The organism is Chryseobacterium lathyri (assembly GCF_019970085.1).
Taxonomy (GTDB): domain Bacteria; phylum Bacteroidota; class Bacteroidia; order Flavobacteriales; family Weeksellaceae; genus Chryseobacterium; species Chryseobacterium lathyri.
This window is the reverse complement of record NZ_JAHXYG010000001.1, coordinates 783632-800834: the sequence shown is the minus strand read 5'-3', so window position 1 is coordinate 800834 and position 17203 is coordinate 783632. Positions and strand designations below refer to the sequence as shown.

Sequence of the window (17203 nt, the reverse complement as noted above, 5' to 3'; positions counted from 1 at the left end):
TTAATTTTTATTAATAATATATACTTCTTTTGACTGATATTCGTCGACATTTAGAATCCACTGTCCATTATGCTCGGTAAATCCTAATCTTTCATAATGATCTTTTACCATCTGGTTTTTTGCCGTAGGAAGATATTCTCCCACAACCTTTTTAAATCCATGTTTTCTTGCCGTTTCCACAATAGTATTGAGCGTAAAATCTTCCATTCCTCTCTTCAATACACGGCAGCTCATCAGCCAGGTATCTATAAAAAGGGTTTCCGGATCTTTCTTTTCCAAAACAATTACACAGATCAATCCATTATCGCCATATTTATCTTCCAGTGTGAAGGAAATAGTGTAATGATTCCCGGAATTGATCAAGCTGTCGATATCCTGTTCCGTGTATCTCACCGTTCTTAAATTAAACTGATTGGAACGCTGTGTCAGCTGTGAAACTCTAGGTTTTGAAAAGCTGTTGAAAGATTTCACATCTGAAACCATATTCATGCTTTTCAAAAAATCTTTCACATTGGTAAAGCTGTCCAGATCAACTGCTCTCTGTGCTTCAACCTGGTATTGTTTGGTCCGTTCCGCATCATTCTCCGAGAAGCTGGATGTTTCAAAAAGGTTCAGTCCGTATAAATATTCCAGATATTCTGCCGGATCTTCAGGCAATTCGGGAACGCAGACTTCAGGAAGGTTTTCGCGTACGATATTTCTTTCAAACGGATTGTCATCAAGAAACACCATGGAATCAAATCCGATATTAAGAATACTTTGGATTTTCCTGATATTATCCGCTTTATTGTCCCAATTAGCCACAAAAACAGCAATATCATCCAGTTTAAGGACCATATCGGGATGCTTTTCAAAAGGCTCTTTAGCTTTATCTTCATCATTCTTGCTGCAAACAGCCAGGATTACACCTCTTCTCTGAAGTGCTTTGATCCAGTACTGAAACTCAGTGAATGCTTTTCCTATCCCCAAACTTCCTATCTGAATATTTTCCAGGCCGTCATCACCAATAATTCCGCCCCATGTGGTATTGTCCAGATCCAGAATCAGACATTTCTTAAACTTTCCTTCAAGAGAGGAAATAATATTGTTAATATGGTGGGCAACAATTGGAAGAACATCCAGGGAAAGCACCATTTCTGTGTTCACATAAATGTTCGGAGAGAACATAAAATCTCTTCCCCACTTATTCTGGATCGAAAGTAGATCTGCAATAAAAAAATTATCATTCTTGATCGCCAGTTCCGCCGAAAGCAAGTAATTGAGTTTATTCAGCTGGAAAACAAAGGATGACTCTACCTTATTGGAAAAGTTGCCAAAGATCTGATTATTGATCGCCGGAAAATTACAGTAAATCACCCTGCTTTTAGTTCTGTTCTGAATCGTGCGGTAAAGATCCTCAATATAAGAAATCTTGGTTTCCGCAAAAGCAGTCTGTGTATTGTAAGACTTATAATACTGGCTCAATAATTTATGAGAAGATTCAAAGATGATGGTATAATCTGCGTTGAACTCATAATATTCCGAAGTAGGATCTAAGATCTGCCGTGAAATCTGACCGAAATCAGCTTCGAAAATTTCAAGTTCAAAGCCTTCGTTCATAGCGGTCCCTTTCAAAGCAACATTGAGAAACTGTGTAGCAGTATCACCCAGTAATGCCACCTTGATCTTTTTAAGATGTGGGATATCTCTTCGGAGGCCTTTTTTCAGTTCTGAAAACGTTTTGTACATGAATTCTTTTATTTTATTAAAAATATGAATGTACCAGTTCTCAATGCTGCCAGTTCCGTATTATTTCTTTTAAAGGCTTCCGGATCTTTAGTGTATCTGTATTCTCTACATGCTTTGGGAACATTCGTATTTTTTTTCATTGTGTTTGTTTTGCTGCAAAAATAAAGATTTTATCTGAGATTTAATTTTTTAAGATAATCTCTAAGTGGTTTTTCAATAAATTGATAGAACAGCATCGAGGTAATGATAAGTACAGCCAGATAAATCCAGAACACACTGTTAATATCAAATTTATAATTTTGTCGTTTCAGAATTTCCCTCAGAATATACAGAATAGGGATATGGGTAATATATACCGCATAACTCGCTTCACCCAAATATTCCAATGGTTTTAACGCCAAAATTTTTGTCACCAGCCCGTTATTCCAGGAAATTAAAAGAATCAGCGGAATAAAAAGCACTGCCATAAGTCCGTTATGATAAAAAAGAGGAACAAAGATGAGTGAAAGCATTACAGATGCAAAGACCAGAATGACAGGAATATCATAATTTTTCTGCTTAAAATTATTCACAAAGAATAATCCGGCAAGGTTTCCCACCAAAAATTCACTTACATGCATCAGTGGGAAATAATATAGAAATTCATGGCTTTCCGTATGTGGGCCTTTGTAGGATGGTGAAGCTTCATAGAGATGGGAGAATACCTGGGTAATGATCCACAGCACGATACCTGCCACCCATATGCTTTTATTTTTTTTGGAGTAAAAATAATTATACAGCGCCGGGAAAATCAGATAAAAAAGAAATTCCACAGAAATAGACCATCCCGGAAAATTCAGGATCATTGCCTTACCCGGAATCCAGCTCTGCAGCCCAAACAGATATAAAAAAACATTGATAATGCTGAAATTTGAATATCTGGTGACCAGGTAGAGCAGCAGCCCCACTACATATAACGGATAGATCCTTGCAAACCTGTTTTTATAATATTCAATATACTCTATTTTCTCTTTTTTATGATAGGCTACGATCATAATAAATCCAGAAAGAATAAAAAAGTAGCTTACCCCAACATTCGCCTTTAAAAAGATATTTGAAATATAATCTGTTTTATAAACAAACATATCTTTATTAAAATGAGAAATAACTATAGCTATAGCTGCAAGGAATCTGGTAAAGGTAATCTGGCTTATCTTCATTCACAAGAACTGTTCAACAGTTTTATAATAATATTAGTTAAGGAAAAAATATTAGAAGACCTTTAAACACTTTCCCGCCCGTCATGAAAATACGGCCGGACATCCCGAACAATTAATCTTCTCTAAAACTATTTGACAAAAACCCCGATATACTTCCCTTCATATTCCACTACCGTTGTTTCTATACTGTTTTTTTCACAGAAATCCTGGTAAGCAGAATTGTCACCAATATCATCACTGATGAAAACGCCTCCTTTTTTCAGATGCTTATACAGCTCATCATAGGCCCACATTCTCCCGTTGTAACTCTTATCAGAATCGTAATGAAGGACATCAAAAACTGAGTTTTCAGCAAAAATCTTAGGCAGCGATTCTTTATCTGCAAAACGGAATAATTTCCAATTTTTTTTAAGGTTTTGCGGTACCACATAGCCTACATATTGATCTCCATCCTGTGCCAGGTATGGCATATCTGAACTATACAGTGTTCCGTCTCTTTTTGTAAGAGACAGAAGTGAGGCCAACGATGACCATCCATATGCTACACCTGTTTCCACGACATGCTTTGCATTGGAAAATTCACATGCATAATACATCAGCTCCAAAGCACCGGGACCCCCCATTTTTACAGGACATGCCTTTTCCTTTTGTTCTGCAGTTTTTAATACTTCTGCATAATCTTTACGAAAAGCATCTATATCAAACCCAAACAATTTTGAAACAGCCTCTGCCTGGGAAACAGCTTTTCCGGCAGCCCAGGAATTTGTTTTTTCCTTTCCTTTGAAAGCATTGCCTCTGTTGACTGTATTTTTAATTATTTTCCGGCCCAGTTCCGGATAAAGATCGGGTCTTTTCAAATACCCTATAAATGTCTTGAGAACCCTTGTTATTTCACTCACTGTGTTGTATTTAATACCGCAAAAATAAATATTTTTTTCTCAATTATGTAAAAACAGATTATATTTGTGAGGCCCAAGTGAAATAAAAAAATTAAAAACTCCTGTATGTTCTACAATTTTTTCGAAAAAATATACAGAAGGCAACAGCTTTCTATTCTGAAAAAAAACCCTAAAGTATTTTTTGAAAATATCAGATTGGGCGTGGGTGGACGCTTTATCCTGGATAAGGATATAAAAAGCATGAGCATCGGAAAGTCTGTGGAATTCAGAAATTACACTTGTATCCTGATGATGAAAGATGCCAACTTAGAAATAGGTGACCATTTTTTCATGAATAACTTCTGCTCGATCAACTGTCTTGAACATATTTCAATTGGTGAAAATACATTGTTTGGTGAAAATGTCAGACTTTATGATCATAACCATACCTATGACACTTCTCCTACCTTCAAGCTCCATTCTTCTAAATTTACTAAAGCTCCCATAAAAATAGGCAGCAACTGCTGGCTGGGAAGTAATGTTACAGTGCTGAAAGGTGTTACAATAGGTGACAACTGCATTATCGGAGCAGGATGTACCATATTCAAAGATGTTCCTGCCAATACGCAGGTTGTTAACAAGCAGGATTTAGTATTCAATTCCCTTTAAATTCAGATGAAATTCTCAATACTTATTGCCCATTACAATAATGCTATGCTGTTCAAAGACTGTTATAGCTCATTACTTGCCCAGACCTACAAAAATTGGGAAGCCATCATTCTGGATGATGCCTCGTCCGATGAAGAAAAGACACAGATAAAAGCCATCATTGCCGGTGACGAACGGTTTAAATTCTTCGAAAATGAACAAAATTCCGGCGTGGGAGTTACCAAAAGTAAACTTATTGATCTTGCTTCGGGAGACATCTGCGGCTTTGTAGACCCTGACGATGCTATTCTTCCTCATGCTATTGAAAAGGCAGTAAATGTATTCGTGCAGAAAAAGAACGTAGTATTGGCCTATTCGCGATTTATGAGCTGTGATAAGGATCTGAAGCCTATCGCTCCGTTTAAATCTGCCATGCAGGTTCAGAATAAAGATCCGTATTTTTTTAATTATCCTATTCAGATTGCTCATTTTGTGACGTTCAGAAAAGATATTTATGAACAGACTGAGAAAATGAATGTTGCGCTGAAGATCTCTGAGGATCAGGATCTCTATTTAAAGATGTATGAAAAAGGCGATGTTTATTTTATCGACGACACCAATTATCTTTACAGAACCCATACAGGCGGAATTTCACAAAACGAGAATAAAGCAAAATCTTACGAATATTTTGCCCAGGTGGTTTTCAATGCGATGAAACGAAGGAATATTAAAAGCATAAACGGGATGAAAATTCCGGAAACCTATACCGGACAGCAGGAAATTTTCAAACTATTGGAATACCAGAATTCGGTTCCATATAGGATAAAAAGAAAAATCTCTATTACTTTACAAAAACTTTTCAGGTAATGCCAGCAGAAAATCAGAAAATAAAAGTCCTTTTCAGACACCGTTCCATGGAGATGGGCGGCGTGGAAAAAGTAATCCTCAGTATTCTTAATAATCTCAGTCCTGAAAAATTTGATATAACCGTATGTCTGAATCTGAATCAGGGTGAGCTAAGGGATGAATTCCCTAAACATGTTAAAAAGATATATTTTGCTGACGGAAAAGAAGATTTATCCAAAAATCCTTTGATCCAAAAAATCCAATTGATTCGCAGAAGGTTAAAACTTTCCCGCGCACTGAAAAGCCATACAATCTCTGACCGTCTTTTAGGAAACAAAAAATTCGATATAGAGATCGCTCCTACTTATTCAGCATTTTCATCTGTTATCAATTCCAGCAACAAAGCCTCTAAGAAATTAGGATGGTTTCACTCTGAAATTAATCTACCTAAATTACAGCCGCTGGTTCCTGATATTCTGGATAATTTTTCACAGTTTGACCATATGATTTACTGTTCACAGAAAATCAAAGATCTGATGCATACCTATTATCCGGAACTGAAGTATCCTGAAGAAAGTGTAGTGATCAATGCCATTCCTATTGACGAAATCAAGAGAAAAGCACAGGAAAAAATAGAACCTCTTCCTCAGGGCCCTGTTTTTGTTTCCGTAGGACGTCTTCACGACAGAAAAGGATACCATAAACTTATTGATGCCCACAAAAGATTAATTGATGAAGGCTACCATCATAATATTATCGTTATAGGCAGCGGTGAAGAAATGAAAAACCTTACCGAGCAGATCCGGATAAATAATGTTCAGGATACGTTTATTTTGAGTGGTAATAAGATGAATCCCTATCCTTATGTGAAAAATGCAGACTATTTTATTCTGCCTTCCGAATCCGAAGCCTGGCCGCTGGTAATCGCTGAAGCTTTAATCCTTCAGAAACCTATTATTGCTACCGATACAGGAGATGTAGGAGTGATGATCAAAGACCGAGAAACCGGTTACCTCATCAATTATGAAACGAATGAGATGTATGCTGCCATGAAGACTTTTCTTACAGATCCGGAGCTTATTGCCAGGATCAGAAAAAACTTGGAAACCATAGAAGACCAGTTTGACAATCAGAAAATCTTTAGTGCAGTGGAAGAAATTCTTGAAGATCTCTACAAAAAAAATTAATGGGCGGAATATCCTCCGTCCACAACAAGATTCGAGCCTGTAATCCATTTTGAGGCATCCGAAAGCAGGAAAACACAAGCGTTGGCTACATCTTCAGGCTGCCCTATTCCCAACGGATGTTTTTTAATGATCTCTTCTGCAGCCTCCTCACCAACGTTTTCAAACATTTTTTCGAGCAACGGAGTATTTACCATTGCCGGACTTATGCTGTTCACCCTTATTCCACTTCTTGAAAGCTCCATAGCCATGGACCGGGCGCCTGCGATCACGGCACCTTTACTTGCTGAATAAGCTGATTTTCCTATTTCGCCCACCATTCCTGCTACTGAAGAAATGAAGACAAAACTGGCAACTTCACTTTTATATTTTTTGAGGGATAAAATTTTGGCAATTTCAAAACCTGACATGACATTGACTGCAAAAATATCTGCATAAAGCTGGGGAGTATGTTTTTTCAGAGGAAGTGTTTTTTCTATCCCCGCACAGTGGATGAATCCTGAGATTTTACCTAAAACCAATACTTTTTCAGCGATCAGTTCTTCAAGATTTTCAGCTCTAGTGATATCTGCAATAATGGTTTCAGCTTTGCTATCCGGAGCCAGCAGAGATACTGTTTTCTGCAGCTCTTCTTCGTTTCTGGCAATAAGGATAAGATCTGCTCCGCTCTTGCTGCATTCTACAGAACAGCTTCTCCCGATACCGGAAGAAGCTCCTGTAATAAGAATTATTTTGTCTTTTAAAGAAAACTGATTCACTAATCTTCGAAGTTTTCTTTACCGATAATATTCATAAGATCAGAAACAGTTTCTATATCTTTAAAATAATTTGAATCAATTTTCTTATCGAAACTCTCATCAACAAATGCAATTACAGAAAGCAGGCTGATGGAATCATAGCTTTCCAGCTGTTTTAAGTTTGTTTCGATTGTTAATGTTTCCTTTTCTTCTAATTCTTCTTGCAATTTCTCTAAAAAAACGGATGTCTTCATATATTTTATTTTACTACATTATATTCTATTTCAAATTTCCAGCACGGTTGCTCCCCAGGAATATCCTACTCCAAAACCTGCCATCAATACCCTGTCTCCTTTTTTCAGCATTCCCTTTTCCATCATATCTTTCAGGGCAATTGGAATGGTTGCCGAAACAGTATTTCCAGTGTTTTCCATATCGATATAAAACTTTTCTGCCGGTATTTTAGTTTTCTTCCTTAAATAATTCAGCATAAAAGAATTGGCCTGATGGAAAACAAAATGATCAATATCTTCTATCGTCAGCCCATTTGTTTCCAAAGTTTCCTTTACCAGTCCCGGAATATTTTCGATGGTAAAATTAAAAATTTCGGGTCCGTTCATGTAAAGATTCTCCGGATCAAAATCATTTTCAGGATTAAGCTCAAAATCTTTTTTGAAAGCTCCTTTCTTTACAATAAGATTTTCGGCACCACTCCCGTCTGTACCCAGGCAGAACTGATAATCCTTAGCATTTTTATCCTTCTCTACAATTACAGAAGCTGATGCGTCCCCGAATATGCTTCGGTTGGCTTTATCTTTTGGATTGATATGCTTTGTATAGGTTTCTGATGTGATCAGTAAAATACTTTTCGCAATACCGGCTGCTACCAATCCTTTAGCAAAAGCCAGTCCATAAATGAATCCGGAGCACCCAAGATTAAAATCCATTGCTCCGATATTCCTTCTAAGGCCCAGTCTATCCTGAAGAATACAGGCGGTAGTGGGAAGAAAATAATCCGGACTCTGGGTACAAAAGAGAATAAAATCGACCTTATTCCTGTCATAGTTCGCGAAAAGTTTTTCTGAAGATTTTACAGCAAGCTCAAGAACAGTTTCGTTGTCTGAAGAAATATGGCGCTGTCTGATCCCTATTTTTTCATGAATTCTATCAGAGCTCCAGTCAGGAAATTCTTTCTCTAGGTCCTCATTGGTCAGAACCTTATCGGGCAAATAATATTCTATTTTGGAAACTTTTATCATAGAAATTCTTTTTCTTTGTAAAAATAAAAAACAAATTCACAATAATGATGCTCCTATTTAGAATCATATTGAAAATCCGTTCCCTGTATGAAGACTTAGTGAAAAATGCTGCTATAAAAGTAGCCATTCATCGAGGAATGAAAGTTGGTGACAATCTGTATGTTCAAGGTATTCCAAACTTTGGCTCAGAATGTTTTCTTATAGAAATGGGTGATAATGTAACGATTGCAGAGGGTGTTTCTTTCATCAATCACGGTGGAGATGGCCGGGTAACCAAAAGAATTGAGAAATATAAAAATGGGAGAACTTTCGGAAGAATAAAAATCGGCAACAATACTTTTATTGGAAAAGGCACTATTCTTTTACCCGGGGTTTCTATCGGAAGCAATTGTATTGTAGGTTCATTAAGTGTTGTCAGCAGTTCCATTCCTGATAATTCAGTGTATGCAGGAGCTCCTGCAAAATTTATCTGTACCATTGAGCAGTATGGCGAAAAATTATTAGACAACAATACGGTTTACCCTTTAGAGCTGGAAGCTGACCGATCTGCTTTAGAAAAATACCTCATCAAAAATCTCCCTCACAATTATAAACCCGTAAAAAAATAAATGTCACAAAAAAAGAAAGTTCTTATTCGTATAGGCTCTCTCCGGCATGGCGGTGCAGAAAAAGTTCTCATCAACTTTCTCAAAAACCTTCCTGAAGATAAATATGAAATAGATCTGCTGATCAATCTTTATACAGGAATGTATATCAAGGAGGTTCCGTCATGGGTCAATCTGCAATATCTTCTTAAGGGTGAGATGATTACCACCAACAGACCTCACGAAATCCCTGTGAAAGCATTCAGAGTGCTTTATCAGAAGCTATTTCTCTGGTTTCCGGCTCTTCTTTACCGGTTTATTCTGAAAAATAAAAAGTACGACGTAGAAATAGCAGCTATTCACGGAATGTACAGAGAACTTCTTTCCAGTCCTCAAAAGGATTCAAAAAAAATTATCTGGATACAGAACGACATTTTTAATCTGAAAGAATATACGCCGGATGTGATCAGACAGCTTTTCCGCTTTGACAGGATACTGGTTATTTCCAATAAACTGAAAGAGGAAATGCAGAAGGTGGCAAAAACTGATATGGAAAAGCAGGCGGTTATTAAAATTTATAACCCGATAGATAAAGATGATACTCTCAACAAGGCAAATACAGCAATTGATGATTATCCTTTTTCCAGTAGTCTTCCTACTTTTATCACCATTGGGACGGTTTATCCGCAGAAAGGCTACGACAGGCTTCTGGAAGTGCATAAAAAACTGATCGACGAGGGACTGAAACACCAGATCATCATTATTGGTGATGGTTTTGATTTTGAGAATATTCAGACCAAACTTAACCAATTGGGTCTTCAGGAAACTGTAAAAATGCTAGGCTTCAGAAGTAATCCCTACCCTTATCTGAAAAGGGCTGATTTTTATGTGATGTCTTCAAGACATGAAGGTTTCCCTACCATTATCGCGGAAGCTTTGATTTTGAACAAACCGATTGTCTCTACAGATGTTTCAGGAATAAAAGATCTTCTCCAAGAAGGAAAATTGGGTGTCATTATTCCAAATTCAGAGGATGGAATTTATGAGGGGATGAAGAAGCTTCTTACCAACCATGAGCTTGCAGCTCACTATGAAAAAGAAATTGCAATGACTGATCTGCCTTTTGTACTGCAGAAATCTGTGGCACAGCTTCAGGAAATCATTGATGAATTATAAAAAAGCTTAAAATGGATTATACTGTCATACAAAAGGATTTTTACAGGGAAAGCGGAAAATGGCTCTCTTCATTTGAGATCTGGAAAAAATGTATCAATCCGAATCTGCATTTTATTTATATCCTAAGAAAAGCTCAGAAATATAATAAAACCCCTGTTTTAGGAATATTCTGGAAGTTTGTCCTCAGACATTATCAAATAAAATACGGCTATCAGATTTATCCCGAAACGGAAATTGGAGAAGGGTTTTACTTAGGCCACTGGGGAAGCTTAGTGATCAATCCTAAAGCTAAAATCGGGAAAAACTGCAATATTGCGCAAGGCGTTACGATCGGCCAACAAAACAGAGGTAAGCTTCAAGGTTTCCCTACAATTTGTGATGAAGTATGGATAGGAGCCAATGCCGTAATTGTAGGTGGAATTACTATCGGAAACAATGTTTTAATTGCACCCAATTCGTATGTTAATTTTGATGTTCCTGCCAATTCTGTGGTAGTTGGAAATCCCGGAACAATTTACCCGACAGAAAGTGCTACAGAAGCTTATATCAATAATAAAATATAAAAAATCCTTGTTATAAATTTATAAATCTATATAACATTTTCCTTAAAAATTAATTTCCCTATTGTAGGGAAATATTTTTTTATCGACTTTTGTTAAAAAGTTTTTAAGATTTGAGCAAGCTTAAAATTTTAAACTCTTTTCAAAAAAACACAATATAACTTTAAAACACAACAACATGGAAAAAAATTCACTTTCTAAGCATGGCGCAGTTTTCTATATTGCCCCATTTTTATCATTCCTGAAACCTGTTTTCACGAATCTGATCTAAATCACCAACCTAGTCTTTATATAAAAACCGGTAAATATTTTATTTATTGCAAAGCTCCATTTACCAATAACCAGGTTGGGATTGGAATATTACTGTTTTTAGTCATTTACTACAGTTTATAAAGCCTAGTATCCTATTTCGCACAAAAACACTTTTAATTTTATACGTATGAAAAAAAAATCGACACTAAAGATTTTTGCTGCAGTATTTTGTATTGCATCGTCTCATGCTTTCCCGAGGGCAATTCCCGTCCCCGGACATCATGAGATCAGTATTGGATTCAAATACAGGGCACCTCTCCCACCGAGTGTCTATGATCTGGATCCTCTTATCGTCATTCCACAAAATGTGAATGAAAAGGGGTTAGTGGTTATTAAAGGAAACTTCCAGAAACCCAATACCGCCGGAGATGTAAAAGTTACCATCAAGTACAAAGACGCCCAAAACAACTGGGTCTCTTTATGGTGTAAGACTTTTGCCGGCAACTATGAATATAATGAAGAGCTTACAGCCAATTTTGAATTACCTCAATCGGCTTTGAATACGCACTCCGTTAAGGTTGAATTAAGCTCAGACGCCACCATTACCAACTGGCAGTCCGTCATTTGGGACAAAACCGTAAGCCATTACAAACAATCGAATTATGCTTACGCCAATTGCGACCTGGATGAAAACCAATACACTATTCTATTCACGCCTAAAAAAAACGGAACCGTTTTATACAACTCCAACGGAACCGTTTCGGGAGTAAAAGACAGGGTGACTTCGCAGCATTTGGCAAGAAAACTGGATGATATTGTTTTATCTTTCCAGGGAAATGCAGCATTGGATAATGCCAACGCTAATTCACCGGTTGTTAATATTACAAACCCTAATAATCTTGCTACTATTGCAAGTTCCCAAAAATATATTTATCAGAATAGTGATACAAGTCCCTTTGAGTTCTCTTATCATGATCCGGTTTATATGTTTGCCGGAAAATTTTCTAATGAAAGTTTCTTTATTAACTTCAGTAACTGGTTCTTACCTCCGGAAGAAGGAGGAGAAGACTGGGGAAGAGGATATTTAGACTTTACCAATCCTAATTCTCTTCTTAACAGATACTACAACCTTTATAATTACATCAATGAAAAGCTGGGTGATGTTTTCGCCAATCAGCAGCCGGTAGTTATTGTTATCAGTAAGATCACAGGACTAAGAGTTTATAAAGCTAATGGACAATACGTTTCCCTTACTGCCATAAGCAACTATAATACTACTGATGATTTTGGTTACCCTCCGCTTAATAACAAACAAAGAGGGCCGGGTTCTGAGAATTTTTCATTAAGTAATACTTCCCAGGCTTCGCTGTATGGTGTTGGAGCTATTAGAAACCGAAAAGTGATCACTGGCTGGAATGGTCCGTCCAGACCTTTGATGGATATAGAAAGTGAGATCAACAAATTTATAAAATATGTAGGAATTTTCGGAAATCCAACCACGGAGGATTGTCCTGTTACCTGCTTTACTATAAATGCCGGCGCTCAATCTGATTATGCAGACTGGACCAAAGCTCCGAACAGTTATATCTTCACAGGTAAGGATCCAAAAAACAATACTAATGTGGACGGTCTTTATATTCCTGTGAAAAAAGCCCACGAAATGTGGTCCAAAGGTGGAGATTTTATGAAGGATGACAGTGGCAACTATACACCTATTCCTGAGCAGGGACTTGCAAAGGCAGGACTATATTGGGAAGATGAACCAGGACTTATAAAATCCGTTGCTTTAGAAGGGACAGGAGAAAATGCCAGGATCAAGGTAATGGTCAACAAAGTAAAAGAAGGTAATGCAGTAATATCATACAAAGTAAATGACAAAATCTACTGGTCATGGCACGTATGGGTTACCGATGATCCGGGAATCAATGGAAGTACCTACCATCATGGATTTGAAAAGAATAAAGATGGAAATACCGTGACAAACTGGAAATGGATGGACAGAAACCTGGGTGCTACCAATGCAAGTTTCGTTGGAAACGACTGGCATAAATCAGCCGGACTACAGTATCAGTGGGGAAGAAAAGACCCGTTCCCGCCATTCGGACTTAAAGACTTAAGCCTGTATCCTATTAATGGAGAGATTAATCTAAATTATAATGATCCGGCATTCCAGTCTAAATTCATAAAAGTAAGAGGTAATAAATATTCTACCCAAATCAATACGGGGACAGATACGCCAAACGGAAACATCCGGTTTTCCATTCAAAACCCTATCAGCTTTATTGCAACACCAATTTTTGTTGCTACAAAAGACCAGACATTATCAAATGATGGTGAAGACTTTTTAAAACAGAACGGTGATAACAGCTGGACATCAATAGGAATTACTACATGGTTCTCGAAGCAAAAATATAAGAAATATGAACCTCCTTACCGTGAAAACATCATTGCGTGGGATCTTTGGGGAGATACACGTCAGGGTAACTATTCCGATATAGACGATGCTGTTGTTGGGGAAGCCAGTACCAGATACGCATTGAAATCATCATATGACCCATGTCCGTGTAACTGGAGAGTCCCTTCAAGTTATTTTTCAGGAGGAAGAAATTCCGGAACTCCAATGCCGGATGAAAACAGATACAGCCCTTGGGGAAAACATACCGGAAATACCGTTAACCCGGAATTCAATGCTACTACATTAAATGCAGACTATCCGGGCATAAAGGTTTATCCTCAGTTTGGATTCGATTTTTCAGGGGTTTCAGGAATGAATCTGGGCAAATTCCCTATTAATGGAAATTATGAATCATATCCAAATGGCACAGGCCCATTAAAATACGGGACAGGATGGATCACGCCGGTTCTTAATTTCCAGGACCAAAGTGCTGATGGAGGTTTATTAACTTCTACATTCATGACTGCCTCTGAAGTTATCAATGGCGTACGTTATCCTTCATTCGGAGCTGCCGGACTGGCTTTAATATCAGATCCTTTAAGTGGATCCAAGCCAAGACCGGGGTGGCATAGATTCTCAAGCAGTGCTTATACAGGCAGTGGTGGTGTTCGTTGTATTTATGACCCTAACGCCGCCTCTATGTCGCAGGAATTTGACACTCAATATGTTTATTCAGGAAGCGAGATTTATTCTACTGAAACTTTAAAATCATGGACCAAACTTCCAAACAGTTATGTAGAATATACCAATTCTGACCTGGTAACACCCAATCCAAACGGAAATAGTATAGATTCAAACAGGGATAATGACAGGATTATTGATATCCCTTTAAGAAAGGCATATGCAATGTATAAACTCCATTTAAGTACGGACTTCTCTTTCCCGGCAGACGGCACGAAAACCTCATCCGTAGTCTGGACCACCAATACGAGTCTGATCAAAACAATGGAAATTATAGGTGGAGACGGCCCTATAGAGAGCGCCATATTAAGAGTTACCTTAAATTCAAAAACATATGGTAATGCTGTGGTTGCGTTCCACATGGGTAGTGGAACCTGGTCAGCAAACAAGCATAATGATCCGGTATTATGGAGCTGGCATATATGGGCACCAAGATCTATAATCACAAAGTATGATGTAGATCCTGAAAACGCTGGGAATGGAGGGGTTATTCCTGCTAACGAGCAGTTTGTAGATCCGATGACCAGTGCAGGTGTACCTATGAAAACGACCTTTATGGACAGGGATCTCGGAGCCAAAGATAAGCTGGTGAATGAGCATATTTATGAACCTTCCGGTTCCGTATTTGCATCAGGTCTGGCTGCTCCTACTACAGCTAGCTTTCCAACAGGAAATCCTGCCGTACTAGCCAGATTAGCTCAAATAAGTGAAAGTGGAGGTTTACACTATCAATGGGGCAGAAAAGATCCATTGCCAGTGTTTTACAATCCGGGACCGTCTTATTATAACTATGGGACCAATTACGCTGCATATAATGTATTCAGACAAAATAACCCTGCCAATGCTACTACCGGGGCAATACCTTATACAGCTAATATGCCTGAATCAGATTATTTAACTTCTTATACTCAGGCTTACCCTACCTATTCAGCTGCCGCTAATGTTTCTACATCCGATTCAAAAGCAGATAAACTGAAGAAAATAGTAAAGTATTCTGTTAACAACCCACTAAATTATCTATATCAAACCGATACAGCAAAATTAGACTGGGTTTCTGATGAGAATGGAAACATGCCGGAAAGATGGGGGCATGCTACCGAAAAATCTGCATACGATCCATGTCCTGCAGGCTGGAGAATAGTAGATCTTGAAAGCGTTTCCACTGGAATTATCCTTGGTAATTTTATTTCAAAAGGAAATACACCTTGGTTCTATAATAAGCAATTTAATACTGCTTATGGTATAGATCCGGGAGATATCAATGCACTGGTGAAGTATGAAAATTACGACCCGGCTAAATATAACTATATCGGCGGTACTCTATATGCCTATTATTCAGGAAAAGGAGCCGTAGCTTACGGATATATATTAAATAGACCAGAATACAATATAGGTTTATTTCCTAATACGGGTATAAGAGGTTTTAACGGAGGTAATGCGATGAGCGATTATCTTAATGGCACCTCAGGTTTAAAGGCTTTCCAGTATTCTGGTATCTGGACATCCGCCAGCCAAGGTAGTGGTGGAAGCTCTTTAGGGATGCTATTTAAAACAACTTCCAATCCTTATTATTTCTTAACGCCAACTTTCGGTTTCCGTCCGCAGGCAGCTATGTCCTGCCGTTGTGCTGAAATTAAATACGATGCCAATGGAAATGAAATAGGAAGGTATGAACCGTTCACCATCCCAGTTGCGCCAAATGCTTTAGCTAAGGCAAACAATGTTCTTGCAAAATCAGTGATCGAGGAAAAAGTAGCTCAGAACAAACTTGAGTTCTTCCCGAATCCTGTGAAGAATATGCTGTATATCAAAGGAAATGATATCGCTAAAGAATATTATTATCAGATTTACAACCTATCCGGTCAGCTGGTAAAATCAGGTAAGTTTGAAAACGAAAGAACAGATCTTTCATCTTTAATATCCGGAATTTATTTAGTAAGAATCAATAATTCTGAAACAATAGTGAAAATTATTAAACAATAACAGAAAACAACTGTTTAAAATTTGAACCGCCTCAAAAATGAGGCGGTTTTTTTATAGAATTAAGAATATTTTAATCCTCAATTTTAATTTTTATCATTTATAGTTTGTAATTTTATCCAAGTTTCTTGAAGTGTGAATAATCATTTTTTCTAAAGAAATTGTATGGAAACACCATGTAGCAGCCATTTTAAACATGATTTTAAGCATATTTTAATATTAAATTTTGTTAAAAGTAGCTGCTTTTTCGGCAAAAATTATATTTTTGCATAATTATTGATTTAATCTATTGAATTTGAAAATAATTTAAACGAAATAAATAATTATAAACCTTTTTTAATTTTTAAAATTATGTCACAGTCGTACGAAATTATTTTCGAAAACAACAGAAAATGGGTAGAGTCTAAAATTTCACAAGACCCGGAATTCTTTCACGAGCTGGCAAAAACTCAGAATCCTGATTATTTATATATCGGATGTTCAGACAGCAGAGCTACAGCGGAAGAGATTATGGGTGCAAAACCTGGAGAAGTTTTTGTCCACAGAAACATTGCTAATGTTGTAAATACTTTAGACATGAGCTCCACAGCGGTGATTCAATATGCTGTAGAACACCTTAAAGTAAAACACATTATCGTATGCGGACACTACAACTGTGGCGGAGTAAAAGCAGCAATGACCCCTCAGGATCTTGGGTTATTAAACCCTTGGTTAAGGAACATCCGTGATGTTTACAGATTGCACCAGACTGAATTAGACGCTATCGAAGATGAAGGAAAACGTTATGACAAACTTGTAGAACTGAATGTTCAGGAGCAGTGCATCAACGTGATTAAAATGGCCTGCGTACAGGAAAGATACATCATAGATGAATATCCTATTGTACATGGCTGGGTATTTGACCTTAGAACAGGTAAGATCATTGATTTGGAAATTGATTTCGAGAAAATTCTGAAAGACATCCAAAAAATCTACAACCTTACAAGTTCTGATTGGGTAATGAGCAGAAAAACAGATTAGTTTTTCTAAAATGAAT

The 17203-nt window shown here is 37.4% G+C and carries 15 protein-coding genes; 8 read left to right on the top strand and 7 right to left on the bottom strand.

Annotated elements, in window-relative coordinates; all coding sequences use genetic code 11:
- From LC418_RS03655 to LC418_RS03645, 4 genes are all read right to left on the bottom strand, one after another.
- A complete protein-coding gene (locus tag LC418_RS03655) occupies positions 1 to 1728 on the bottom strand; it encodes an HAD-IIIC family phosphatase (RefSeq protein ID WP_223558140.1) in 1728 nt (575 codons plus the stop codon).
- A gap of 8 nt (positions 1729 to 1736) precedes the next feature.
- Positions 1737 to 1868: a hypothetical protein gene (locus LC418_RS20875; protein ID WP_262901760.1), complete on the bottom strand. Its 132-nt coding sequence runs from the start codon at positions 1866 to 1868 to the stop codon at positions 1737 to 1739.
- Positions 1869 to 1898: 30 nt separating this feature from the next.
- On the bottom strand, positions 1899 to 2927 hold the full coding sequence (locus LC418_RS03650) for an acyltransferase family protein (protein WP_223558139.1): 1029 nt from the start codon (positions 2925 to 2927) through the stop codon (positions 1899 to 1901).
- 128 nt (positions 2928 to 3055) lie between these two features.
- Positions 3056 to 3826 (bottom strand): class I SAM-dependent methyltransferase, encoded by a 771-nt coding sequence (locus LC418_RS03645; RefSeq protein WP_111958926.1) that lies wholly within the window; start codon positions 3824 to 3826, stop codon positions 3056 to 3058.
- 105 nt (positions 3827 to 3931) lie between these two features.
- Between LC418_RS03645 and LC418_RS03640 the strand changes: the two genes are divergently transcribed.
- Genes LC418_RS03640 through LC418_RS03630 form a run of 3 tightly spaced genes read left to right on the top strand, consistent with a single transcriptional unit; the run spans position 3932 to position 6486 of the window.
- Complete coding sequence (locus LC418_RS03640) at positions 3932 to 4474, top strand: acyltransferase (RefSeq protein ID WP_223558138.1); 543 nt, start codon at positions 3932 to 3934, stop codon at positions 4472 to 4474.
- Positions 4475 to 4480: 6 nt separating this feature from the next.
- On the top strand, positions 4481 to 5320 hold the full coding sequence (locus LC418_RS03635; RefSeq protein WP_223558137.1) for a glycosyltransferase family 2 protein: 840 nt from the start codon (positions 4481 to 4483) through the stop codon (positions 5318 to 5320).
- Positions 5320 to 6486: a glycosyltransferase gene (locus tag LC418_RS03630; RefSeq protein ID WP_223558136.1), complete on the top strand. Its 1167-nt coding sequence runs from the start codon at positions 5320 to 5322 to the stop codon at positions 6484 to 6486. The genes LC418_RS03635 and LC418_RS03630 overlap by 1 nt, the downstream gene beginning before the upstream one ends.
- Here LC418_RS03630 and LC418_RS03625 read toward each other — a convergent pair.
- Genes LC418_RS03625 through LC418_RS03615 form a run of 3 tightly spaced genes read right to left on the bottom strand, consistent with a single transcriptional unit; the run spans position 6483 to position 8479 of the window.
- On the bottom strand, positions 6483 to 7241 hold the full coding sequence (locus LC418_RS03625) for an SDR family NAD(P)-dependent oxidoreductase (RefSeq protein WP_223558135.1): 759 nt from the start codon (positions 7239 to 7241) through the stop codon (positions 6483 to 6485). The genes LC418_RS03630 and LC418_RS03625 overlap by 4 nt on opposite strands.
- Complete coding sequence (locus tag LC418_RS03620) at positions 7241 to 7474, bottom strand: hypothetical protein (RefSeq protein WP_111958916.1); 234 nt, start codon at positions 7472 to 7474, stop codon at positions 7241 to 7243. The genes LC418_RS03625 and LC418_RS03620 overlap by 1 nt, the downstream gene beginning before the upstream one ends.
- Positions 7475 to 7504: 30 nt before the next feature.
- Positions 7505 to 8479 carry a 3-oxoacyl-ACP synthase III family protein gene (locus tag LC418_RS03615; protein WP_223558134.1) on the bottom strand — a complete coding sequence of 325 codons (975 nt, stop codon included), beginning with the start codon at positions 8477 to 8479 and terminating at the stop codon, positions 7505 to 7507.
- 44 nt (positions 8480 to 8523) lie between these two features.
- Here LC418_RS03615 and LC418_RS03610 point away from each other — a divergent pair, with 44 nt between their 5' ends.
- The 5 genes from LC418_RS03610 to LC418_RS03590 all read left to right on the top strand — a co-directional run bounded on the left by LC418_RS03610 (position 8524) and on the right by LC418_RS03590 (position 17187).
- Positions 8524 to 9087, top strand: a complete 564-nt coding sequence (locus LC418_RS03610) for a DapH/DapD/GlmU-related protein (RefSeq protein ID WP_223558133.1) — start codon at positions 8524 to 8526, stop codon at positions 9085 to 9087.
- Positions 9088 to 10239, top strand: a complete 1152-nt coding sequence (locus LC418_RS03605) for a glycosyltransferase (RefSeq protein WP_223558132.1) — start codon at positions 9088 to 9090, stop codon at positions 10237 to 10239.
- Positions 10240 to 10250: 11 nt separating this feature from the next.
- A complete protein-coding gene (locus LC418_RS03600) occupies positions 10251 to 10802 on the top strand; it encodes a serine acetyltransferase (protein WP_223558131.1) in 552 nt (183 codons plus the stop codon).
- Positions 10803 to 11238: 436 nt separating this feature from the next.
- Positions 11239 to 16170 carry a T9SS type A sorting domain-containing protein gene (locus tag LC418_RS03595; protein WP_223558130.1) on the top strand — a complete coding sequence of 1644 codons (4932 nt, stop codon included), beginning with the start codon at positions 11239 to 11241 and terminating at the stop codon, positions 16168 to 16170.
- A 348-nt stretch (positions 16171 to 16518) separates the two neighbouring features.
- Positions 16519 to 17187, top strand: a complete 669-nt coding sequence (locus LC418_RS03590) for a carbonic anhydrase (RefSeq protein WP_111959041.1) — start codon at positions 16519 to 16521, stop codon at positions 17185 to 17187.
- The last annotated feature ends 16 nt before the right edge of the window (positions 17188 to 17203 follow it).

Coding starts and splice junctions, on each gene's coding strand:
- LC418_RS03655 (WP_223558140.1), bottom strand. CDS start 1,728: ATGTACAAAACGTTTTCAGAACTGAAAAAAGGCCTCCGAAGAGATATC.
- LC418_RS20875 (WP_262901760.1), bottom strand. CDS start 1,868: ATGAAAAAAAATACGAATGTTCCCAAAGCATGTAGAGAATACAGATAC.
- LC418_RS03650 (WP_223558139.1), bottom strand. CDS start 2,927: ATGAAGATAAGCCAGATTACCTTTACCAGATTCCTTGCAGCTATAGCT.
- LC418_RS03640 (WP_223558138.1), top strand. CDS start 3,932: ATGTTCTACAATTTTTTCGAAAAAATATACAGAAGGCAACAGCTTTCT.
- LC418_RS03635 (WP_223558137.1), top strand. CDS start 4,481: ATGAAATTCTCAATACTTATTGCCCATTACAATAATGCTATGCTGTTC.
- LC418_RS03630 (WP_223558136.1), top strand. CDS start 5,320: ATGCCAGCAGAAAATCAGAAAATAAAAGTCCTTTTCAGACACCGTTCC.
- LC418_RS03620 (WP_111958916.1), bottom strand. CDS start 7,474: ATGAAGACATCCGTTTTTTTAGAGAAATTGCAAGAAGAATTAGAAGAA.
- LC418_RS03615 (WP_223558134.1), bottom strand. CDS start 8,479: ATGATAAAAGTTTCCAAAATAGAATATTATTTGCCCGATAAGGTTCTG.
- LC418_RS03610 (WP_223558133.1), top strand. CDS start 8,524: ATGATGCTCCTATTTAGAATCATATTGAAAATCCGTTCCCTGTATGAA.
- LC418_RS03605 (WP_223558132.1), top strand. CDS start 9,088: ATGTCACAAAAAAAGAAAGTTCTTATTCGTATAGGCTCTCTCCGGCAT.
- LC418_RS03600 (WP_223558131.1), top strand. CDS start 10,251: ATGGATTATACTGTCATACAAAAGGATTTTTACAGGGAAAGCGGAAAA.
- LC418_RS03595 (WP_223558130.1), top strand. CDS start 11,239: ATGAAAAAAAAATCGACACTAAAGATTTTTGCTGCAGTATTTTGTATT.
- LC418_RS03590 (WP_111959041.1), top strand. CDS start 16,519: ATGTCACAGTCGTACGAAATTATTTTCGAAAACAACAGAAAATGGGTA.